This is a genomic window from Shewanella marina JCM 15074 (assembly GCF_000614975.1).
In the GTDB taxonomy this organism is placed as follows: domain Bacteria; phylum Pseudomonadota; class Gammaproteobacteria; order Enterobacterales; family Shewanellaceae; genus Shewanella; species Shewanella marina.
The window spans coordinates 383,911-404,814 of sequence record NZ_BALM01000001.1; the positions used below are offsets into that span (position 1 = coordinate 383,911).

Consider the following 20,904-nt stretch of genomic DNA (forward strand, 5'->3'; position numbering starts at 1 on the left):
TAAGCTAGCCGACTTAGTTGGATTGGTTAACCAATAATCAATTCTTTAACGATGCGGGCGCCAAAATAAGCTAATGTTAGTAAAACGCCGCCAGAAAGGGTGTAAGCAACTGCTACTTTGGTTCTGCAGCCAACGGTATATTGTTGCCATAACATCGCCACATAAACTGCCCAAGCTATAATCGATAATATCGCTTTATGGCCTTTACCTTCGGCAAACATATCATCTAAGAAAATAAACCCTGTTGCCAATGATAAACTGAGTAGAATTACACCGATTAAGACTAAGTGATAAAGTTGTTTTTCAACAGTCATTAACGGTGGCATTGCAGGGCTAAGGATTAACTGCTTTTTCTTGAGTTTATTTTGAATAATGGCTAATTGAATTGCATATAAAGCTGCAATCATCAATGCACTGTATGCCATTAATGACAAAATCACGTGCACAAGGACTTCAGGATGTAACTCAAAATGAAGGATAAATTTAGGTGGGATCAACCATAAAATTGCCACTGAAATGATCGAGCAGGCATAAACTACGGGGGCCACAATAATGACTTTTAGTCTCGGCATCATTAGCGTGAAACTAAAAGCAATAATCCAGTTAACCATTGAAATAACATTAGTTAAGCTGAAATTTTGACCATGACTAGTAAAGGTCGATTGATAAATAGCTATGCCATGCAATGCAACCGCAATTGCAGCAACAGCCGTAACTGCTTTGCGGTTTGGGCCGTCGGCATGAAATAAGCGACTTGTCACTAAAACCAAGGCAATGCAGTAAAATAACATTGCGGCGGCGGGGAAAATGACCATTGTAAGTATACCTACTGTAATAAATTCGATTAAACCAGAATAATTAGCTAAAGAATAACATGGAGTCACAACTTTTGGGCAGTGATATGGGTTACAAAATGACATCAATTACGGCTGGATGTATAAAAATATTAGTGGTTGAATGGATAAATTCAGATTAATTGTTTTTTATGTGCCGATAAGTAGCTTATTCGATGTTGCTGATGTGTGATTAAGCTTAAAAATAGCAAGCCGTAAGTGTTTAATTAATTCAACAAATAGCCTCATTACAATTGAAATCTGTAGTCTTGTCCCCATATCAGGTATATCTAAGAGAGATGAAATAGCTTAAGCACCTCTGAAAGTCGCAACTTCAAGTGGTTTGGGTATTCGCCTATTTATGTTCCCCGTAAAGCACTGAGGGCAAACTCGCTTCTTCGTGTCAGTTGGGTATATAATGCGTGCCAAATTAATATCAATACTAACCGGTAAAGAGCGGGAACATGTTTGAGAATTTATCCGATAGACTATCGCGAACGCTTAAAAATATCAGTGGCCGTGGTCGTTTAACAGAAGATAACGTTAAAGAAACCCTGCGTGAAGTACGTATGGCATTGCTGGAAGCCGATGTGGCATTACCGGTAGTGCGTGAGTTTGTTAACAGCGTCAAAGAGCGCGCTGTTGGCCAAGAAGTATCTAAGAGTTTAAGTCCTGGTCAAGCCTTCATTAAAATTGTTCAGAATGAACTTGAAAAGGCAATGGGTGAAGCTAATGAAGCATTAGATTTAGCTACCCAGCCGCCAGCTGTTATAATGATGGCAGGTTTGCAAGGTGCAGGTAAAACAACCAGCGTAGCTAAACTTGCAAAATTATTGCGCACTCGTGAAAAGAAATCAGTATTGGTTGTGAGTGCTGACGTATATCGTCCAGCCGCAATTAAGCAGCTTGAAACATTAGCACAAGAAGTTGAAGTTGAATTCTTCCCATCTGATGTTAGCCAAAAGCCAATTGATATTGCGACCGCTGCAATTGCTCATGCTAAATTAAAATTCATCGATGTGGTGATTGTCGATACCGCAGGTCGACTACACGTCGATGAAGCAATGATGGATGAGATTAAAGATCTCTACAAAGCGGTAAATCCAGTTGAGACTTTGTTTGTTGTTGATGCAATGACAGGTCAAGATGCCGCTAACACTGCTAAAGCATTCAACGAAGCACTACCGTTAACCGGTATTGTATTAACGAAAGTTGATGGTGATGCACGTGGTGGTGCAGCGTTATCTATTCGTCATATTACCGGTAAGCCTATTAAATTCTTAGGTGTCGGTGAAAAAACTGATGCACTTGAGCCATTCCATCCAGATCGTGTTGCATCACGTATTCTTGGTATGGGTGACGTTCTTTCTTTAATTGAAGAAGTTGAACGTGGCGTTGATAAAGATAAGGCGATGAAACTCGCCTCTAAAGTGCAAAAAGGCGGTAGCTTCGATTTAGAAGATTTCCGTGAACAGTTACAACAGATGAAAAATATGGGTGGTATGATGGGAATGCTTGAAAAGCTTCCTGGCGTAGGCCAATTACCGCCTGATGCATTAGAACAAGTACAGAACGGCAAAATGACAGGCCAAATGGAAGCGATTATTAGCTCTATGACGGCCGCTGAACGAAAGCACCCTGACATTATTAAGGGGTCGCGTAAGCGTCGTATTGCAGCGGGTTCTGGTACCCAGATTCAAGATGTAAACCGTTTGCTGAAACAATTTACCCAGATGCAGAAGATGATGAAGAAAATGTCATCAAAAGGCGGTATGGCTAAAATGATGCGCGGTATGAAAGGCATGATGCCTCCTGGAATGAAATTTCCAGGACGTTAAACTTCACTCGGAAGGTGACTCTCACTGATTTTTGATGAATTTTAATGCGTAAATTACTGTTTATTGATAATGGATTAATTGTCTTTATTCGAGCTATTTAGTTGCAATCGTCGAAAAGTCAGGTAAAATCTTCCGGCTTTCGATCTGGAGCTCTTCGCGAACACGGAGCTCCAGTTTTTATTTTTGCCGAAAGGCAAATCATTAGAGGAATTAAAACGCATGGTTACCATTCGTTTAGCTCGTGGCGGCGCAAAAAAGCGTCCATTTTACAACATCGTTGTTGCTGATAGCCGTAACGCTCGTGACGGTCGTTTCATTGAGCGTGTAGGTTTCTTCAACCCACTAGCACGTGGTCAAGAAGAAGCATTACGTTTAGACCTAGATCGCGTTGAGCACTGGGTTGCAACTGGTGCAACTACTACTGATCGTGTAGCAAAATTAATCAAAGACGCTCGTAAAGCAGCTGCTTAATAGCGTTAAGGTATAGATTGATGAACACTGACCAGCAGCCCGTAATATTGGGCAAACTAGGCTCCACTTATGGCGTTAAAGGCTGGCTGAAAATCACAGCCTATACCGATTCTGTTGAAGGTATTTTTGACTACTCTCCTTGGTTGATTAAAGAGCAAGGACAGTGGCGCGAAGTGAAAGTACTTCAATGGCGTTTTCAAGGTAAAGCGATTGTAGCTCACCTTGAAGGTGTTAATGATATGGATAGAGCGCAAATGCTCACAAATTGTGAGATTGCAATCCCGCAACAACTAATGAATGAATTGCCTGAAGACGAGTTCTACTGGCGTGATTTGATTGGTTGTAATGTTGTTAATACTAAAGGCTATAACATGGGTATTGTTGACCAGATCGTGGAAACAGGATCAAACGACGTACTTCTAGTTAAAGCTAATGCTAAAGATGCTTTCGGCAAAGCGGAACGTATGATTCCCTTTGTTACTGAGCAATTCGTCCTTGAGGTGAATTTGCAAGGTAAACAGATTTTAGTGGATTGGGATCCAGACTTTTAAGTCGAGGTACGACAGATGTGGTTAGGGGTAATAACCCTGTTTCCAGAGATGTTTCGTGCTGTCACAGACTTTGGAGTTACGGGTCGAGCCGTTAAAAACGGCCTGCTTGAGTTGCAAACGTGGAATCCTCGAGATTTCACCCATGATAGACATAATACTGTTGATGACCGTCCTTACGGTGGTGGTCCAGGTATGTTGATGATGGTGCAACCGTTGCGTGATGCTATACACGCTGCAAAAGCTGCAGCACCTGATCGTGCCAAAGTGATTTATTTATCACCTCAAGGACGCAAGCTGACTCAGCAAGGCGTACAAGAGTTAGCACAATCAGAGAATCTGATATTAGTGTGTGGACGATACGAAGGTATTGATGAACGCATTATTCAGAGCGAAGTAGATGAAGAGTGGTCGATTGGTGATTACGTCCTTTCAGGAGGTGAACTACCAGCGATGACATTGATTGATTCAGTTTCAAGATTGGTACCTGGCGTGCTAGGTAAGCAAGCTTCGGCAGAGCAGGATTCCTTCTCTGACGGTTTACTGGATTGTCCTCACTATACTCGACCTGAATGCTTAGATGGTATGGATGTCCCACCGGTTTTACTCAGTGGCAACCACGAACAAATTAGACGCTGGCGTCTACAACAAAGTCTCGGTAGAACTTTGTTAAGACGACCAGAATTACTTGAAAATCTAGCTCTGACTGACGAACAATCGATACTTTTAGCGCAGTTCGTTGATGCAATGAATAAGCGCATATAGTCGCAGCTCAGTTAATTCTAGAACGGAGTTTTTATGAACAACATCATTAAAATGCTCAACGATGAGCAAATGAAGCAAGACGTACCTGCTTTCGGCGCTGGTGATACAGTAGTCGTTCAAGTACGTGTTAAAGAAGGTGACAAAGAGCGTCTACAGGCGTTTGAAGGTGTGGTAATCGCTAAGCGTAACCGTGGTCTTCACTCTGCATTTACTGTACGTAAGATCTCTAATGGTGAAGGTGTTGAGCGTGCTTTCCAAACGCACAGCCCATTAATCGCAAGCATCGAAGTTAAGCGTCGTGGCCGCGTTCGTCGCGCGAAGCTATACTACCTACGTGATCGTTCAGGTAAATCTGCACGTATCCGTGAAAAGTTGGCTACTAAGTAATAGTACCTGCTTTAAAAAATTAGACGCAGTGTTCGCACATCAACCCGCCCTTGAGGCGGGTTTTTGTTTATATGGGCTTTTAAATTACTAGAATATACGCACTAATCTAGCTTTATTGCTTGCATTTTGTAATGGTGTAGCGGTACAGTGTTACTTTGGAGTCATTCTAAAATAATTAACGTACCCGGAGCAACAAATGACAGACGCCATTAACAATATTCATATCAGCAATGAACAAGTGCTTATTAGTCCACAGCAGTTAAAACAACAATTGCCGTTAAATGATGCGGGTCGTCTGTATATTAGTCAGGCGCGTAAGCAAGTTGCTGATATTATTCATAAACGTGATAATCGGATACTGGTGATAACAGGCCCATGTTCTATTCATGATATTAAAGCCGCTAAAGAGTATGCGCTACGCCTTAAAAAACTGCATGATCAATATAAGGATCAACTGTTTATCCTAATGCGGGTGTATTTTGAAAAACCTCGAACAACAGTGGGTTGGAAAGGCCTGATTAACGATCCTGATATGGATGAGTCGTTTAATGTTGAAAAGGGCTTAACTCAAGCACGCGAGTTAATGTTGTGGTTGACGGAATTAGAGCTGCCTATCGCGACAGAAGCATTAGATCCTATCAGCCCACAGTATATTTCAGAGCTTGTTAGCTGGTCAGCTATTGGAGCTCGTACCACAGAGTCACAAACACATCGAGAAATGGCATCGGGTTTATCTATGCCTGTTGGCTTTAAAAATGGTACTGATGGTAAGTTAGAAGTGGCCATTAATGCTTTGCAATCAGCGTCACATCGTCACCGTTTTATGGGAATTAACAATCAAGGCCAAGTGGCATTATTGGAAACCAACGGTAATCCTGATGGGCATGTGATTCTGCGTGGTGGAAAGTCACCCAATTATGATGTTGATAGTATTTATAGCAGTGAACAGGCATTGCATCAGGCAGGTTTAAATGCACGTTTAATTGTCGATTGTAGTCATGGTAATAGCTGCAAAGACTTTAAGCGCCAGCCGAGTGTGTGCCTAGAGTTGGTGGATCAGATTAAAAAGGGCAATCAATCCATTGTCGGATTTATGTTGGAGAGCCACCTATACGAGGGCAATCAGGCTAGTGATAAACCCTCAAATGAGTTAGTTTATGGAGTATCAGTAACCGATGCCTGCATTGGTTGGCTGCAGACTGAACAACTGTTACATCATTGCGTTGAACAGCTAATGCCAGTGTTACCATCCCGATTTAATACCGTTAAGGTTGTAGGAATCTAAAATATTATGCCAAGCAGTCAGCAAGATCCTTTAGCAAGTTTAAGAGATGAAATTGATCAATGTGATAGCCAGCTATTGCAATTACTGCGTAGAAGGCTAGATCTCGTGGCTGAGGTTGGCAAAGTAAAACATAAGCATGGCTTACCTATCTATGTTCCGAGCCGTGAGGCTGCAATGTTGGCGCGTCGCCGTCAAGATGCAGCGTCATTAGGCGTATCACCACAATTGATTGAAGATGTGCTGCGTCGAGTCATGCGAGAGTCATATGTCAATGAAAAGGATGCAGGCTTTAAGCAGGTTAACACTGATGTTGGCGATGTTGTGATTATTGGTGGCCAAGGTAAGCTAGGTCAATTATTTGGACAGATGCTAAGACTCTCTGGCTATCAGGTCAAAGTATTGGAAAAAGATGATTGGCAGCAGGCTGACATGCTTTTTGCTAATGCAGGATTAGTGATTGTCTCTGTGCCTATTGCGATGACGTCTACCTTAATCCGTAACAAGCTACAAACCTTACCTGAAAATTGTATTTTAGCTGATTTAACCTCGATTAAAGATGAACCATTGCAAGCAATGTTAGCTGCGCATAAAGGGCCTGTTGTCGGCTTACACCCGATGTTTGGCCCTGATGTAGCAAGTTTGGCGAAACAATTGGTGGTAGTTTGCCATGGCCGTGAACAAGAGCAATACCAATGGTTATTAGATCAAATTGAAATATGGGGTGCGAGTATTGCTGTAATTGAGCCGACAGAGCACGATAAAGTGATGCAAATTGTGCAAGCTATGCGTCACTTTTCCACCTTTATCTATGGCGTTAATTTGTGTAATAACAATGTCGATTTAGCTAAGTTATTGGCATTGAGTTCGCCCATTTATCGATTAGAGTTAGCGATGGTTGGCCGTTTATTTGCTCAAGATCCGGCGCTATATGCTGATATTATTTTTGCTCAGAAAGCCAGTATCGAACCCATTCATTCATATTTGCAACAATATACTCAAGGTGTAGACATGTTGCATCGCGGTGATCGTCAGCAATTTATCGCTGAATTTACTCGCGTGTCTGATTGGTTTGGTCATTTTGCAGATCAATTTCAACAAGAGAGTCGCTTACTATTACAATCGGTAAACGATCAACGCGTACTTTAAGCTTACCCTTTCTAATAATTGTGATCTGGATCATTAAAATGGCTATCAATACTGAGAATTGCTAGCCAATAAATGAGATAAGGATTATTGTCTATTTAAACATGTAAATTATATGCATGATTAAATTATTAGGAGTGTCGCCGTGTTTTGTATTCAATGTGAGCAAACAGTTCAGTCGCCAACAGGTAATGGTTGCCAATATGCCAAAGGCATGTGTGGCAAATTAGCTGATACCTCAGATCTGCAAGATGTATTAATTTATATGCTGCAAGGTGTATCAATTTACGCGGTTAAAGCGCGCCAATATGGTATTAAAGATGCAGAAATAGATGCATTTGTACCTAAAGCATTTTTTGCGACTTTAACCAATGTAAACTTTGTTGATGATCGAATTATTGGCTATGCATTACAAGCACAGCAATATCGGGAGCAGTTAAAAACAGCTTATGAAGCTGCTGCTGGTAGCGATGCTATTGCTGTAGAGCAACTTCCAATGGCTGCAAGTTTTACTTTGGGCAGCACCAAAGAAGAGTTATTGCACTATGCTGATATGTGCGCAGCTAACCGTGGCGTAGCGAGCACAAATGAAGACATTATGGGCTTACGCTTATTATGTTTATATGGTTTAAAAGGTGCAGCAGCTTATTTAGAGCATGCACGAGTGCTTGATCAAACTGACACTGAAATTTATGCATCATTCCATGAGTTGATGGCATTTTTGGCAGAAGATTCTGATGACGCTGATGCGTTATTTAATACCTCAATGGCAATTGGTCAACTTAACTATAAAATTATGGCAATGCTTGATCTGGGCGAGACAGAATGTTTTGGTCATCCAGAGCCAACTCAGGTTAATACTAAGCCTATTAAGGGCAAGGCAATTTTAGTTTCTGGTCACGATATGAAAGACCTTGAGCTCATTTTGCAACAAACAGAAGGTAAGGGTATTAATGTTTATACCCATGGTGAGATGTTACCTGCGCTTGCTTATCCTGAGCTAAAGAAATACTCACATTTAGTCGGTAACTTTGGTAGCGCTTGGCAGAACCAGCAACATGAGTTTGCTAATTTCCCCGGTGCGATCGTGATGACATCAAATTGCTTAATCGACCCGAATGTGGGGAGTTATGATGAGCGTATTTTCACTCGTAGTATTGTTGGTTGGCCAGGTGTTAGCCATATTACTGGTGATGACTTTAGTGAAGTTATTGAAAAAGCATTAACACTTGATGGTTTTGCATATGATGAAATCCCTCATATGATCACTATCGGTTTTGCTCGTAATGCGTTAATGGCTGCAGCACCTGCTGTAGTTGAAAATGTTAAGTCAGGCGCAATTAAACACTTCTTCCTTATCGGTGGCTGTGACGGCGATAAAGCCGAACGTAGTTATTTTACTGATTTAGCCACGTCAGCACCGAAAGATAGCGTTATTTTGACCTTAGGTTGTGGTAAGTACAAATTTAATAAACTTGAGTTTGGTGATATTAACGGTATTCCGCGCTTACTGGATATTGGTCAATGTAATGACGCCTATTCTGCGATTCAGTTAGCCTTGGCATTATCAGAAATCTTTGAGTGCGATATTAATGAATTACCATTAAGTATTGTGCTTTCATGGTTCGAACAGAAAGCGATTGTGGTGCTACTGACTTTACTGTCATTAGGTGTAAAGAACATTCGCACTGGCCCAAGTGCTCCAGCTTTCTTAACTGATAATCTGCTGGCGGTATTATCGCAGCAGTTTGGCTTAACTGGCACGACTACCGTTGAAGCTGATCTTAATTCGTTATTGAAAACAGCTTAACGCGATTGGTATGAGTCGATAAAGGAGGGCAAGCACTGCTTGCCCTTTTTGTTGGGCTGTTTAATGAGAGGAACAGTATGGCAGGTTTATTTTCTGCGGCATTAGCTCAAGTTAAAATTGAGAAAAAACAGCAACCTTTGCGTCATAGCGCAGCGCAATTAATTGCTGCCCAGCAATGGCGACATGGTGATTTAACACTGACTTGTGTTGATAAGTACTTTGAAACAGACGATACGGTTAGTTTAACTTTTCAAGCGCAAACTGCGACCCAATTTTGTTTTAAACCGGGTCAGTTTGTGACAATTACTTTCGATATTGCAGGTAAGTCATATTCACGCTGTTACTCTATTTCATCATCGCCTTCGCGACCGATGACTTTAGTGTTAACGGTGAGAAAAGTGATTGGTGGAGTGGTATCAAGTTATTTAGTTGATAAGTTTACGGTTGGTGATGTTGTCAAAAGTTCGTTGCCAATGGGGCAGTTTAATATTGCTGATATTAAAGCAGATAAATATCTGTTATTAAGTGCAGGTTGTGGCATTACGCCGATGCACTCAATTGTAACCTTTTTAGCCGATACGCAGCGTAGTGTCGATGTGGCAATGATTCATAGTGCTAAGCATAGACCGATTATTTTTGATAAGTCGTTGACTCATTTGGCACAGACATTATCTGGATTCAAATTCAGTTTGATGCTGACTGGAACACAGCCAGAGCCGAATTCGCCGTCTGATATCAATATTCGAACTGGCCGCATATCAATAGCGGCATTAGCTGAATTGGTGCCAGATTATCAAAGTCGAAGTATCTTAGTTTGTGGTTCAGCAGATTATATTGAGTCAGTGACTCAGTTGTTAGCTACTGCTGGTGTTGATGCAAGCAATATTTATTATGAGAATTTTGCCCCAACATCTGCCCCTGTTGCTGTTAATCCTGAAAATATGCTCACCATCACTGCTGGTTCACAGTTAACACAAGCGCCACAGGGAAGTTTATTGCTGGATGCGATCGAAGCAATAACGCCGATAAACGGTGCTTGCCGAAGTGGCATATGTGGCGCCTGTAAATGTAAGGTGTTATCTGGCAAAGTAACGACAACCAGTGTTGAAACCTTAACGGATGCTGAAATTGCAGAAGGAATGGTGCTAGCCTGTTCTTGTTACTTACAAAGCGATATTAGTATTACCGTCTAATCTATCGCAGATATGGATATGGGATTAAGCCTTTTTTTTGATGTTCGATTATGGTTTTTTAGCCTATTATTAGTTTATAGAACTGAATATTAATAACTAGGGGATCTAATGACCATACAAGTACGTGAGGATATGGCTGTACAAGATGTTACCTTAGGCTACTTAATTTATGCGTTAATGGCAGCTTTTCCATTGTTGCTATTACCGCTATTTGCCGCGTTTTCAATTAATATGATTCAACAACCTGCGCAACAAAGTCCATTACTTGGGCAACACTTAATATGGCAGCGTAATAGCTGTATTATCTTTATATTATTATTGCTGCTTGTGTGGTCTATTCATAGTACTGCTGGTGCCGTAGTGCTTGCTGCGTTATCCATTAGTTGGTTTTATTATCGGGTCGCAAAAGGTTGGTTAATGTTGTCTGAACGAAAAGAGATTGCAGTGTAGTTCGTATTTAATCATGAAAAAATGCCGCAATCGCGGCATTTTTTGTGGCTGAAATACCATGTTAATTGTGGATTATGCCATCAACTAATGTCAGTTGTTGTGGTTGCAGCTGACCAGATTCAAGCAGTAATGGTAAATGATGGTCAGTTAATATGCTGATTTGATTATCAGCTAAAATAATTTGCTGATTACCTTGTTGTTGTACAGTGTTTACTGCTGCAATTAACTCATCAATACTGGCATTTTTATGACGCGGTACAATCACGGGCTTATAAATTTGGCCGATAGCATTAAGCAATACTCGGTTATACATTTGCTCCGCACAAATATACAGCATATCCGCGCTAGATTGCGCTTGTTCTAATTGTTGTAAATCATTAATTTCAACAATTAATACCAATCCTAATTGGTCACATGCGGTTTTAACTTGTTGCCAAGTAAATTCATTTGCCTCAGGTTGGCGACAGATAATGGCTTGCGCGCCTTGTTGCTGCAGTTGCGTTAATTGTGGCAATAGGCTTGATTCATTCACTGGGCTAACGCGATATAATTGATTGGTTTGTTGTTGTCCTAGTTGTAAATGTTTACAGTTAATTTGCATCTTGTGATTTTGAACCGGGCTTGGAGTATCACTTTTAGATGTGTCTGGCTCTATGAGTAGCTGCTGTTGTGACAGTTGAGTAGGTTTGACAGTTTCACATGGATAACAGCCTAAGACTTTAATAAAGCGCGTAATTTTCTCTAATTGTTGGATTGCTGTTTGCATTTCAACACTCTTGATATTGGCATCTATATCAAGATAGAACATCTCTTCCCAAGGCGTCCCCGGAATAGGTCTTGATTCTAATTTACTCATGTTGAGTTGCTGTGATTTTAGAATCAATAAAGCATTAACCAAAGCGCCTGGCTTTTGTCCGGTCGCCATAATTAGTGTTGTTTTAGCGGGTAATTGTGTCGGTACATCAACGGCTTTTCTTGCGACCACAATAAATCGACTTTGATTGATATCTTGGTTAGCGAGATTATTTTGCAATGACTCTAATTGATATAAAGCCCCGCCTTCTTGGCTACCAATAGCGGCAACATTAGTTAATTGACTGGTGGCAACTTTTTCCATCGCATCAGCACTGCTGGCGCAATATTCGAGTTTAATGTTTGGGTGCTGACTTAAAAAACGACTGCATTGAGTTAATGGTTGCGGATGCGCATAAATGGTTTCAATTTCTGCAATATTAATCCCTGTTTTAGCTAGGAGACAGTGGCCAACTTCAATGGTTGTTTCACCAATAATGGCTAAATTGGTGTGCTGCAGAACATCGTAAACTTCATTAATTGAACCAGATGAGGTGTTCTCTATTGGTAAGAAGCCATAATCGGCATGACCCGCTTCAACTGCATGCACCACTTCATCAAAATTACGACATCCTAAATCAAGCATCTCTACTTGGCGGCGTAGACAGTAACGGTTAGCGGCTAGGTAGGAGTATGATCCTCGAGCCCCAAGATAAGCGACGCAATATTGTTGTTTTTGCAGTTCTGGGTTGGCGCGGCCATGTAGAAATGCTTGTTGATGTAAGACAGAGTCTTCAATAATGCTTTGGTATAACGAGGTGACAAAGTGGGGATCAAGGCCTTGGCTTCTACCTTGTTCAACTAATCTTGATAGTAGTTGTTTCTCTCTTAGCGTGTCGCGAATAGGGCGAATGTCCACTTCTTTACTGCGAGCAACTTCAAGGCTGAGTAACTTTCGTTTAGCCAATAGTTCAAGCAGTGAGTCATCAAGGGCTGTTATTTGTTCTCTGGTGATATTGAGTGGTTGCGGTTTTTTCATATGCCCTTGATTCTCCAATAGCGATAGCATTAAAAAAGCCTCCATGAAGGAGGCTTTTTTATCATTTTCTTTTTTACACAGAAAAATCAGCCTCAGATTAACGAGCCTGTATAAAAAAGAGAATGATAAAGTGGGTAATTAAATTCATCTGTCTAAACTAAATTGCGGTTGCATTACTGTCAATTAAAAGATCGAATAAAAGGCTACAAAAAAGCGCACCCGAGGGCGCGCTGTGGTGAATTACATAAAATCAAACGACAGTTTCCTCCTCTTCATATCGATCTAGTTCCGCATCATCAACTGTTGAAGCTTCCTCCTCTGGTTTAATTAAACCTTGACGACGTTGTGACTCAGGTTTTTTAACCTCCTTATTCAACTGTTTCTCGATTTTTTGGCCTAGCTCAGTAATTGCAGCGTATAAATTGGCGTTACGTGCTGTAGCAAATAGTTCTCCGTTTGGGATACCAATCTTAGCTTCAATTTGGAAAAATTCTTTCTCTTGGGTAATAACAACTCGAGGGTTAATAAACTGCACATCGCGACGGGCTAGTTTAGCAAAACGGCTTTCAATGCGTTCACGAATAGGAGCAGTTACTTCTAAAGATTTACTAGTGATTTGCAACATAAATACAACCTCTTTGTTGTTTGCTTAACACCAGACTACCAATAACTAGAATGAAAGTCGTGATAAAGATCACAAAAAAATGATTAAATAATGCTGTTCGGTTTATATTTAAGCGTTCGGTTAATGAAATGCAAAAAAGCCGATAAAGCGCTTGAAATCCAATTTTATACAGGTCATATTTGATGGGATAACTCAGGTCGCTATCTTTCTCAATATCATTAAATTGTTTGTTTTTTAAACACGATTTAGTGTGTTGCAGCCATTGCAGTATGTTTAAGGATTAACTATGCAAGACGATTCTCATGTCATTAAAGTGTGGGATCTTCCTACTCGATTATTTCATTGGTCAACTGTATTTACATTACTGGGTTTATGGTGGACAGCTGACAGTGGAGAGATGGAATATCATCAAATCCTCGCTTATTTGTTGATGGTATTGGTTGTATTTCGGATTTTTTGGGGCTTTATTGGCAGCGAGACCTCGAGATTTCATAGTTTTATTTATTCACCTAAAACTGTAGTTAATTATGCGGTAGTGACCAGCAAGCAGGGCATTTCGCATAGTGTAGGTCATAATCCTATTGGCGGTTATATGGTACTGGCATTGTTGCTCGTATTATTATTGCAGTTAGTCAGTGGTCTATTTGCAACCGATGATGTGTTCACTGAAGGACCATTCTATTCTTATGTTAGCCAACAAACTGCTGAACAATTGACTTGGTTACATAAAAATCTATTTAATTTAATTTTGCTCTTAGTCGCAATGCACGTCGCAGCCGTGGTTTTACATTCAATTAAGGGGGATGCCATTGTGCCCGCAATGGTGACAGGCAAAAAACGCTTAACAAAAGTCGTTTCTACACCCAAAATAGTGCCTGTATGGCGGGCAATTATTGTTTGCGGTTTATTAACTGGTGTCGTGGGTAGCTATTTTGTTTGGCCTGTATGGCAAGGCCTGTGATATTTGAATATATCTACAACATTGCAGAGAAAAGCACGCTTAAGCGTGCTTTTTCATGAGCGACAATAAGTGACTCATTAATCTTTTTTGAAGTCATCATGGCAGCTTTTACAGCTTTTTCCTGTCATACCGAAGGCTTTTTTCATTGCTTTCTTATCGCCAGATTGTGCTGCACTAACGAGCTTAATTGCATTTTGTTCAAATGTTTGTGCTTTTTGTTTAAATTCAGCACCATCAGCCCAAATATCCGCTTTAGCGTCTGTATCGCCTTTATCTGAACCTTGAATAAATCCTTCCCAAGGCATTGTTGATAGTGCTTTAACATTATTTGCTCGTATTTCAAACAGTTGCTGATTAAAATCTTTTTCACCTTTTAGCATGGCTTTCATATCAGAAAAGTTATAAGCAATAAGCCCAAATACATCTTTACGGTATTCAATTGCTTCTTGATTATCATCAAAATTGCTTGCTAAAACATTAGTGCTTAATAACCCTGCGGTGACTAATAGAAGAGTTTTTTTCATGTTATTGCTCACAAGATAGTCCATTTATGTGATTGAAGTTGCGATACTTTACACTTATTTTTAAAAAGTCAGCAACATAAATGACGCTTTAATTTGTGATTAATTGTTTCGCTTAAAATAGCTGTTACAATGAGGAGTATTTTATTTTTTAGGATGAGTTATGCGTGCGAATTGGGAGCAGGTATTAACCTTAATTGCTCAGCAATCTGATGCGAGTAATCTAATCGATTTATTTGAATTATTATTAACCCCTGAAGAGCGCAGTGCGATTGCGGGACGATTAAAAGTGTTCCAATTATTATTAGCGGGTGAGTTAAGCCAACGTCAAATTGCGTCACAGTATCATGTCAGCATTGCGACAATTACTCGTTGCTCTAATTACTTAAAACATATGCCAATTGAGCAAAAAGATAAAATAGGCGTATTAATTACTGAGTTGAAGGCATAAAAAAGGCACGTTAAACGTGCCTTTTTTACAATAATGGGATTAGTGACGGCAGCCACAACCACCATTACCATCACAACCTTCTTTTTCTTCTTTGTGTTCGTGACCACCACAACAGCCTTCGCTATCTTCGTGATCATGACCACCACAGCAGCCACCTTCGCTACCATGTCCACCACAACCACCGTGAGCGTGGATATGGCCGTGAGCAATTTCTTCCTCAGTTGCAGCGCGAACTTCAACAACTTCAACGCTGAAGTTAAGATCTTGACCTGCAAAAGGATGGTTGCCATCAATGATTACTGAGTCATCTTTAACTTCAGCAACAACAACTGGACGTTGGCCCATTTGTGTTTCAGCAATAAAACGCATACCTGGAGCGATATCTTCGATACCACCAAATGCTTCTAATGGAACTTCTTGACGTAAAGTATCGTGGTATGGACCATAAGCTTCTTCTGCTTCTACTGTTACATCAAACTTATCACCAGCAGTTTTGCCTTCTAGTGCTTTTTCAAGACCAGGGATCATGTTGTTAGCGCCATGCAGATATAGCATTGGCTCGCCTTCAAATGAACTTTCAACTAGCTCGCCTTGAGCATTAGTTAGGCGGTAGTGAATTTTAACTGCCGTATTTTGTGCGATATTCATAGTATCTCCTTTCATAAGTGGCTAGATGATACCTTGCTTTAAACTTGCTGGCGATGATTTGTATCACTCTCTGCAGCACCAAGGCCTTTGATAGTAGTGATTTTGTTGATTAAGTTAATGCTTAATTATCAAGATATATTCGAGCTACATATGATATTTAATTTAATTATGACAAATATGTAAACTTGGGGTTGACAAAACAATCGAAAAAAAGCAATTCTGTAAATACTTTATTTTAGCCGTAATAGTTTGATAATACTGATATGAAAAGATTTTCACAGCTAGTTATTACCACCATTACAACCACCACTATCACTCTAGTGGGGGCGGGCTAAAGCACCCTAAAAAAAATTTTTAACTAAGCCCGCTCCCCTAACAAGGAGCGGGCTTTTTTGTTCTTAGTTGGGCGGGTATGGAGACACAAAATGAAAGTAATGAAGTTTGGTGGCACATCTTTGGCAAATTGGCCGCGCTTTTCTGCAGTCGCTGAGATTATCTTAACTGCGGCATCAGTTACGCCAGTTGCTTGCGTGTTATCTGCGCCCGCCACTGTGACTAATAATTTGTTGGCAATGGTAGAGTTAGCTGAAAATGAGCAGGATTACCAACCATTGCTAGCACAAGTTAAGCAGACATTTGTTGACATGTTTGAGCAGGCTAAAGCTGATATTGCTCCGGCTGCTCATCAACATTTGTATACTGTGTTGGAGCAACATCTTGCGCATTGGCAACAAAAACTACAAGGAGTGCAGTTGCTAGGTCATTGCCCTGATCTTATTCGGGCAGAAATTGTTGTGTGTGGTGAGCGTTTATCATCAGAGTTAATGGTTGCCGCGATAAAACAAGCACAAGTTAGTGCTGGGGTTTTAGTGCCGCAATCGTTATTGCTCGCAAATGGCCCAATATTAGAGGCAGTGGTTGATATTGATGCTAGTCGTCAACGTTTTAATCTGGTTGATTTAAGTATTAACCGAGTTTGGGTCATGCCTGGTTTTACTGCCGCCAATGATGACGGTGTTACTGTGACATTAGGCCGTAATGGTTCTGATTATTCTGCAGCAGTTTTAGCGGCCTGTATTGATGCCGCATGTTGTGAAATTTGGACTGATGTTGATGGGGTTTATAATACAGATCCTCGCTTGGTTGCTGACGCACAGCTGTTAAGCCAACTGAGTTACCAAGAGGCGATGGAGTTATCCTATTTTGGCGCTAAAGTATTGCATCCAAAAACAATTGCACCTATTGCTCAGTATCAAATCCCTTGTTATATCAAAAATACTTTCAAGCCAGAAGTCGTTGGCACATTAGTGTCTAACTTACCCGAAGCCTCTGCGAGACAAGTAAAAGCGATCTCTAACCTCGACCAACAAACCATGTTCAACCTATCAGGCCCTGGTATGAAAGGGATGGTGGGGATGGCGAGTCGTACTTTAGCTGCAATTTCAAGAATGCAGGTTTCAGTCACTCTGATTACTCAAAGTTCATCTGAATACAGTATCAGTTTTTGTGTACCCTCTGCTGATGCGATTAAAGTGTCACGCGCACTTCAGTCTGAGTTTGAACTTGAAATTAAAACGGATTTATTAGAACCGATTGAGATGCGTCATCAGTTAGCGATTGTGTCGTTAATTGGCGATGGCATGAAAACTCACCGAGGAGTGGCTGCAAAGTTTTTTCAAGCATTAGCACAGGCGAACGTCAATATTGTTGCAATTGCGCAGGGGTCATCTGAACGTTCTATTTCTGCAGTGATAGAGCAAGCCCAAACAAGCCATGCGATTAGAGCCTGTCATCAAGGATTTTTTGATGCTCAACACTATTTAGATATCTTTTTAGTGGGCAGCGGTAATGTTGGCGCTGGATTATTGGCACAAATCCATCAACAGGCACAAAGCTTGAAGCAGCAAAATATCTGTTTGCGTGTTTGTGCAATAAGCAACTCACGTAAGATGTTACTTGACGCTAATGGTATCGATTTAAGTCAGTGGCAAGGTCTATTAGCCGATGCGGAGCAAGATTGCGATTTGGCTGCATTGTATCAATGGGGCCAGCAGCAGCAGTTACTTAATCCAGTATTGGTTGATTGTACTTCTAATGATGAGGTTGCACAGAGCTATTTAGCCGCGTTAGCCGCAGGAATGCATGTAGTGACGCCTAATAAAAAAGCTAATACTCGTGATTATGATTTTTATTGTGCCCTACGTCATGCCGCATTGCAGCACCGTCGCCAATTTTTGTATGAAACTACTGTTGGCGCGGGGTTACCCGTGATTGATAACTTGAAGAAATTACAATATGCCGGTGATAAGTTACTTAAGTTTAATGGCATTTTGTCGGGTTCATTATCATATATTTTCGGTATGTTAGATGAAGGGATGAGCCTTTCAGAAGCGACTCGTATTACCCGTGACAAATGTTTTACTGAGCCAGATCCTCGTGATGATTTAAGCGGCATGGATGTGGCCCGTAAAGTGTTAATTCTTGCCCGTGAAGTCGGCATGCAAATAGAGCTTGATGATGTGGTGATTGAACCTATTTTATCTGATTCATTTGATGCTACAGGTGATGTTGAAACCTTTATGGCTCGTCTACCATTAGCTGATGAAGATATGGCCGCCAAAGTTGCTACAGCAAAAGCTGAGGGTAAAGTATTGCGTTATGTTGGGCAGATTGACGAGTTAGGCTGCCGTGTACGGTTGGCGGCGGTTGGCGCTGAGGACCCATTATATAGTGTTAAGGGCGGGGAAAACGCTTGGCATTTTATAGTCAATATTATCAACCAATTCCATTTGTATTACGTGGTTATGGTGCCGGTACCGATGTGACTGCAGCAGGGGTGTTTGCTGATGTGTTACGAGCATTAAATTGGACTCGGGAGATCTATTAATGAAAGCATCTTTTTATGCTCCTGCGTCCATGGGCAATGTCAGTGTCGGTTTTGATATGTTGGGCTTAGCATTGGCTCCTATTGATGGATCATTATTAGGTGATCGCGTGGCGATAGAGCCAATCGCTGCTGGTATTGAGGTGATTACTGTTGGCCGCTTTGCTGATAAATTACCAGCAGATGTCAAACTAAACATCGTTTATCAATGTGCCCAATTTTTTATTGCTAAACAGCCTTCTCGAGCAACAGGGTTAAGGCTTATTTTAGAAAAGAACTTGCCTATAGGTAGTGGCTTAGGTTCGAGTGCAAGCTCCGTTGTTGCGGCGTTATACGCATTAAATGAGTATTTTGAACAACCCTATAATCAGCAACAATTATTAGCCTTGATGGGCGAATTTGAAGGTCAAATTAGTGGTAGTGTTCATTATGATAATGTTGCGCCGTGTTATTTAGGCGGTTTACAGTTGATGTTATCTACGGGCGCAAATATATGCAGTGCTTTACCTTCATTTAAAGAGTGGTATTGGTTAGTTGCCTATTCCGGGGCATCGTTATCCACCGCTAAAATGCGGCAATTATTGCCAGCGCAGTATGATAAGCAGACAACATTAGTATTTGGTCAGAATATTGCCTCGTTTGTGCATGCTTGTTACCAACAGGATAGCGAGTTAGCTATGTCACTATTGCAAGATGTGATTGCTGAACCTTATCGCGCTGAGTCTATCCCTGGCTATCGTCAGGCTAAACAACAATTACTTTCTCTCGGTGTACCAGCTTGTGGTATTTCCGGCAGTGGTCCGACAATGTTCGCTGTCAGTACTGATTTAGCGCTAATGCAACAAGCTCAACAACAGCTTCAGCAATCATATGTATTAAACGATTTCGGCTTTAGTCATATTTGTCAAATTGATGAATTAGGTACAAGACAGCTTAATGCTGCAATTAACTATTAAGGAACTGCACCATAATGCAATTGTATAATTTAAAACATCCATCGCAGCAAGTTAGTTTCAGTGAAGCCGTCTTATTAGGTTTAGGTCAGGATCGTGGTCTCTTTTTCCCTAACGAAATACCTCGACTACATAATATTGATGCGATATTAGCGTTGCCATTTGTTGAGCGTAGTAAATTGATTTTAGGGGCTTGGCTGGCGGATGAGTTAGGGCAAGAGGTGGTCGATCAACTGGTAGATCATGCCTTTAACTTTAATGTGCCGTTAGTACATGTAGATAAGCAGCGCATGTGTTTAGAATTGTTCCATGGGCCAACACTCGCGTTTAAAGATTTTGGTGCCCGTTTTATGGCGCAATGTGTTAATCACTTGGCTGCAGATAAAAAGCTGACGATTTTGACTGCAACCTCTGGTGATACTGGCGCTGCGGTTGCCGATGCATTTTATGGATTAGATAACGTTAATGTTGTGGTGTTGTTTCCGCAGGGGAAAATCAGTGAGCTACAGCAAAAAATGTTTACCACACTAGGGAAAAACATTCATACGTTGGCAGTAAAGTCTGATTTTGATGCCTGCCAAGACTTGGTTAAACATGCTTTTGAAGATAGTCAGTTGCGCCATGATATCAGTTTAAACTCCGCTAACTCGATTAATATTAGTCGCTTACTTGCTCAGATTTGTTATTACTTTGAGGCAGTGGCGCAGTTTAAGAAAGTACATGATTGTGATCCTGTTATCTCGGTTCCGAGCGGTAACTTTGGTAACTTAACAGCTGGATTATTTGCTAAAGCAATGGGTTTACCCGTTAATTATTTTGTTGCTGCCACAAACAGTAATGATACCGTTCCACGTTATTTAGTGGATGGCCAGTGGCAGCCACAGCGAACAGTTGCCACTATGTCTAATGCTATGGATGTAGCAGAGCCAAGTAATTGGCCTAGAGTGGAAGCCATTGTGGCGATGATGCAGTGGCCAAAAGAAGTGGTACGTGGCGTTGCTGTTGATGAACAGCAAACTCGTGAGTCTTTATTACAGCTCGCGCAGATTGATTATCAATCTGAACCTCATGCAGCTGTCGCCGCAGCGGGATTAGCCATGTGCAGTAAAGAGGGCGAGTACGGTCTATTTCTTGGGACGGCACATCCGGCTAAATTTAAAGATGTCGTTGATCGTGAATTAGCGGTTAATTTGGCCTTGCCAAAGGAGCTTGCTAAGGTGGCGACAAAACCATGCTTAGCAAAAGTCATTGATGCTGACTTTACGCCTCTGCGAGATTATTTATATAACGGTTTATAACCTTTGCAA

19 protein-coding genes, 1 pseudogene and 1 other annotated feature are annotated in these 20,904 nt (G+C 41.0%); of the genes and pseudogenes, 15 read left to right on the forward strand and 5 right to left on the reverse strand.

The features are described 5' to 3' along the window. Positions 1–26: 26 nt before the first annotated feature. Positions 27–815: a cytochrome C assembly family protein gene (locus JCM15074_RS01805; protein ID WP_025819591.1), complete on the reverse strand. Its 789-nt coding sequence runs from the start codon at positions 813–815 to the stop codon at positions 27–29. Positions 816–1,297: 482 nt separating this feature from the next. On the opposite strand from JCM15074_RS01805, the gene ffh reads away from it, so the two are divergent. The 10 genes from ffh to JCM15074_RS01855 all read left to right on the forward strand — a co-directional run bounded on the left by ffh (position 1,298) and on the right by JCM15074_RS01855 (position 10,723). Next, positions 1,298–2,671 carry a signal recognition particle protein gene (gene ffh, locus JCM15074_RS01810; protein ID WP_025819592.1) on the forward strand — a complete coding sequence of 458 codons (1,374 nt, stop codon included), beginning with the start codon at positions 1,298–1,300 and terminating at the stop codon, positions 2,669–2,671. 219 nt (positions 2,672–2,890) lie between these two features. Then, positions 2,891–3,142 (forward strand): 30S ribosomal protein S16, encoded by a 252-nt coding sequence (gene rpsP / locus JCM15074_RS01815; protein ID WP_025819593.1) that lies wholly within the window; start codon positions 2,891–2,893, stop codon positions 3,140–3,142. Positions 3,143–3,162: 20 nt separating this feature from the next. Next, the gene (gene rimM / locus JCM15074_RS01820; protein WP_025819594.1) at positions 3,163–3,693 is read left to right on the forward strand and encodes a ribosome maturation factor RimM; all 531 of its coding nucleotides are present in this window, start codon (positions 3,163–3,165) and stop codon (positions 3,691–3,693) included. A 15-nt stretch (positions 3,694–3,708) separates the two neighbouring features. After that, positions 3,709–4,455 carry a tRNA (guanosine(37)-N1)-methyltransferase TrmD gene (gene trmD / locus JCM15074_RS01825; RefSeq protein WP_025819595.1) on the forward strand — a complete coding sequence of 249 codons (747 nt, stop codon included), beginning with the start codon at positions 3,709–3,711 and terminating at the stop codon, positions 4,453–4,455. A gap of 33 nt (positions 4,456–4,488) precedes the next feature. Beyond that, positions 4,489–4,842 (forward strand): 50S ribosomal protein L19, encoded by a 354-nt coding sequence (rplS, locus tag JCM15074_RS01830; protein ID WP_006080791.1) that lies wholly within the window; start codon positions 4,489–4,491, stop codon positions 4,840–4,842. 196 nt (positions 4,843–5,038) lie between these two features. Further along, positions 5,039–6,127, forward strand: coding sequence for a 3-deoxy-7-phosphoheptulonate synthase (locus JCM15074_RS01835; protein ID WP_025819602.1), 1,089 nt, complete (start codon positions 5,039–5,041; stop codon positions 6,125–6,127). 6 nt (positions 6,128–6,133) lie between these two features. Further along, a complete protein-coding gene (tyrA, locus tag JCM15074_RS01840; RefSeq protein WP_025819604.1) occupies positions 6,134–7,273 on the forward strand; it encodes a bifunctional chorismate mutase/prephenate dehydrogenase in 1,140 nt (379 codons plus the stop codon). Between the two features lie 142 nt (positions 7,274–7,415). Beyond that, positions 7,416–9,080 carry a hydroxylamine reductase gene (hcp, locus tag JCM15074_RS01845; RefSeq protein ID WP_025819605.1) on the forward strand — a complete coding sequence of 555 codons (1,665 nt, stop codon included), beginning with the start codon at positions 7,416–7,418 and terminating at the stop codon, positions 9,078–9,080. 77 nt (positions 9,081–9,157) lie between these two features. Continuing rightward, positions 9,158–10,273, forward strand: a complete 1,116-nt coding sequence (locus tag JCM15074_RS01850; protein WP_025819606.1) for a flavin reductase family protein — start codon at positions 9,158–9,160, stop codon at positions 10,271–10,273. 108 nt (positions 10,274–10,381) lie between these two features. After that, positions 10,382–10,723, forward strand: coding sequence for a hypothetical protein (locus JCM15074_RS01855; RefSeq protein ID WP_025819607.1), 342 nt, complete (start codon positions 10,382–10,384; stop codon positions 10,721–10,723). A gap of 61 nt (positions 10,724–10,784) precedes the next feature. On the opposite strand, the gene JCM15074_RS20470 is transcribed toward JCM15074_RS01855, so the two are convergent. After that, positions 10,785–12,554, reverse strand: a complete 1,770-nt coding sequence (locus JCM15074_RS20470; protein ID WP_084266931.1) for a chorismate mutase — start codon at positions 12,552–12,554, stop codon at positions 10,785–10,787. Between the two features lie 28 nt (positions 12,555–12,582). Next, positions 12,583–12,699, reverse strand: a sequence feature (Phe leader region). 105 nt (positions 12,700–12,804) lie between these two features. Beyond that, the gene (gene hpf, locus JCM15074_RS01865; protein ID WP_025819608.1) at positions 12,805–13,179 is read right to left on the reverse strand and encodes a ribosome hibernation-promoting factor, HPF/YfiA family; all 375 of its coding nucleotides are present in this window, start codon (positions 13,177–13,179) and stop codon (positions 12,805–12,807) included. 286 nt (positions 13,180–13,465) lie between these two features. Here hpf and JCM15074_RS01870 point away from each other — a divergent pair, with 286 nt between their 5' ends. Continuing rightward, a complete protein-coding gene (locus JCM15074_RS01870) occupies positions 13,466–14,140 on the forward strand; it encodes a cytochrome b/b6 domain-containing protein (RefSeq protein WP_025819609.1) in 675 nt (224 codons plus the stop codon). A gap of 77 nt (positions 14,141–14,217) precedes the next feature. On the opposite strand, the gene JCM15074_RS01875 is transcribed toward JCM15074_RS01870, so the two are convergent. Next, a complete protein-coding gene (locus JCM15074_RS01875) occupies positions 14,218–14,664 on the reverse strand; it encodes a c-type cytochrome (protein ID WP_025819610.1) in 447 nt (148 codons plus the stop codon). A 160-nt stretch (positions 14,665–14,824) separates the two neighbouring features. Here JCM15074_RS01875 and trpR point away from each other — a divergent pair, with 160 nt between their 5' ends. Next, positions 14,825–15,112, forward strand: a complete 288-nt coding sequence (gene trpR / locus JCM15074_RS01880; protein WP_025819612.1) for a trp operon repressor — start codon at positions 14,825–14,827, stop codon at positions 15,110–15,112. A 39-nt stretch (positions 15,113–15,151) separates the two neighbouring features. Here the strand turns inward: trpR and slyD are convergent, their stop codons facing one another. Next, entirely contained in the window at positions 15,152–15,760 is a 609-nt protein-coding gene (gene slyD, locus JCM15074_RS01885) for a peptidylprolyl isomerase (RefSeq protein WP_025819613.1), read from the reverse strand. Positions 15,761–16,185: 425 nt separating this feature from the next. On the opposite strand from slyD, the pseudogene thrA reads away from it, so the two are divergent. From thrA to thrC, 3 genes and pseudogenes are all read left to right on the forward strand, one after another. After that, a pseudogene (gene thrA, locus JCM15074_RS20475) lies at positions 16,186–18,647 on the forward strand (bifunctional aspartate kinase/homoserine dehydrogenase I). Next, positions 18,647–19,600 carry a homoserine kinase gene (gene thrB, locus JCM15074_RS01895; protein ID WP_025819614.1) on the forward strand — a complete coding sequence of 318 codons (954 nt, stop codon included), beginning with the start codon at positions 18,647–18,649 and terminating at the stop codon, positions 19,598–19,600. The pseudogene thrA and the gene thrB overlap by 1 nt, the downstream one beginning before the upstream one ends. 14 nt (positions 19,601–19,614) lie before the next feature. After that, positions 19,615–20,895: a threonine synthase gene (thrC, locus tag JCM15074_RS01900; RefSeq protein WP_025819615.1), complete on the forward strand. Its 1,281-nt coding sequence runs from the start codon at positions 19,615–19,617 to the stop codon at positions 20,893–20,895. Positions 20,896–20,904: the final 9 nt, after the last annotated feature.